Here is a 1,888-nt window from a genome sequence, read left to right as displayed (position 1 = left end):
CTCACATTTCGCACCCTCCCAACGAAAATCGGGAGGATTTTTTCGTTCCGATGTCGAATGAATCCTTGACACACAAGGAAAGTGAAGGAGTTTTTCTCTCATGAACGTTCAAGTCAAAAAGGTCTATCGTAATGATTATTTGAATATAATAAGTGCCCTATTCAAGAAACTGGGCCTGCCCCAATTGATTGACCATCTCGTTCCCGTTGATCCACAGTGCCAGACTCGAGTCAGCGATGCCGTTCAGGCCATCATCTACAATCTGTTTGACGGCCGGCAAGCCCTCGTTCACGTGGAACGATGGGCTCAGGAGGTCGATCTAGAGAAACTCATCCGTCCCGGTCTCCATCCTTCCTGGTTGAACGACGATGCGTTGGCCCGTCATCTCGATCGCCTGTATGAGGCTGGCATTCACAACGTCATCAGCACTTGCTTGATTCATATTTATCGCAAAGAAGGCCTTTCCCTCCGAGCCTTCCACGCCGATACGACGGACAAGACCGTTTACGGCGCGTATGAATCGGCCTCGTTAGAGGCTTTGCAGATCACACATGGCTATAACCGCCATCATCGTTGGCAAAAACAGATCGGTTTCGGACTGGTCGGCAACGAGGACGGCATCCCGTTTTACGGCGATGTGCACGACGGCAACCTGCCTGACAAAACGTGGAATCCGGAGGTGCTGTCCCGTGTCCACGAACAGCTCAAACAAGCCAAGATGGAAGACGAATGGATTTACGTGGCCGATTCCGCCGCGATGACAAAAGACACTCTGGCGCAAACCAAAGCGGCCAACGCCTTTTTGATCACCCGAGGCCCTTCGTCGCTTCGGATCGTGAAACGGGCATTAGCGGAGGCCGATTCGCCTCACATCCCGTGGAGCGAACCCTTTACGCTGGCGGAGAGAAACGGCGCCACGTACCGGGTATGGGAAACATCCTCCACCTATGAAGGCCACCCCGTTCGGCTGATCGTCGTCGAATCGAGTGCGCTCGACCAGCGAAAAGGAAAGACGCTCGAAAAAGAACGAACCAAAGAAGCGGAGCTTCTTCGCGAGGAACAAGCCCATTGGGAGCGCCACCCTTTCTCGTGCCGGGAAGACGCTGAACAAGCCTTGGCGTCCCTCAAGATGTCCCTTCGCCCACGGTTTCATCAGGTCAAGGCCGCGGTCGAAGAGATCGTACGCCCGAAAAAACGGCGCGGACGGCCGAAAAAAGGGGTGGAACCCGAGATGGAGACGCGGTATCTCTTGCGCCTTGACGTCGAATTCGACCAAAACGCGTGGGAACAGGCAAGACGGAAAGCGTCCCGGTTTGTCCTCGTCACGACCGTTCCGGAGGAATGGAAGGGCCAACAAATGGATGCCCAAGAGATCTTGAAGCTATATAAAGGGCAGATCTCGGTGGAAATGAACTTCGCTTTTTTGAAAGATCCGTTTTTCACGGATGAGATTTACGTCAAAAAACCAGAACGGGTCGCAGTATTAGGCTATTTGTTTCTGTTGGCCTTGGCGATTTACCGCGTTTTTCAGCGCCGAGTGCGTCAGTTTATTACTCCAGAACACCCGTTGAAGGGTCCTGGAGGCCGCAAGCTGACCCGGCCGACGGGACAGGCGATTTTTCAGCTGTTTCAATATGTGAACGTCGTCCTCCTGGAGCTGCCCGATGGGCGCATCCAACGCTCACTGGATCGCTCCCTCACCCCTGAACAACGAAGGATTCTGCAGGGGTTGGGGCTGGATGAGAGCATTTACGTGTAACGTCATACGGAACGACCAGCGATGGTAAAAAAAGGATAGCCATCGCTCGTTGTGTTGGTCAAAAAGTTATTCTGAAAAACTAAATAAAAAATCCTTTGTTTTGACCTTGTTAGGGTGCGAAATGTGAGT

The 1,888-nt window shown here is 52.7% G+C and carries 1 protein-coding gene; it reads left to right on the top strand.

Annotated features, from left to right (window positions below):
* Positions 1 to 100 precede the first annotated feature (100 nt).
* A complete protein-coding gene (locus tag ETC02_RS16470) occupies positions 101 to 1,759 on the top strand; it encodes an IS1634 family transposase (RefSeq protein WP_171698433.1) in 1,659 nt (552 codons plus the stop codon).
* Positions 1,760 to 1,888: the final 129 nt, after the last annotated feature.

Origin of the sequence: Geobacillus sp. DSP4a (assembly GCF_013096875.1) — a bacterium.
GTDB classification, from domain to species: domain Bacteria; phylum Bacillota; class Bacilli; order Bacillales; family Anoxybacillaceae; genus Geobacillus; species Geobacillus thermophilus.
This window is presented reverse-complemented; position numbering and strand designations above follow the sequence as displayed.

Excerpts from the sequence above, each read along its gene's own strand:
- ETC02_RS16470 (WP_171698433.1), top strand. The coding sequence starts at position 101 with ATGAACGTTCAAGTCAAAAAGGTCTATCGTAATGATTATTTGAATATA.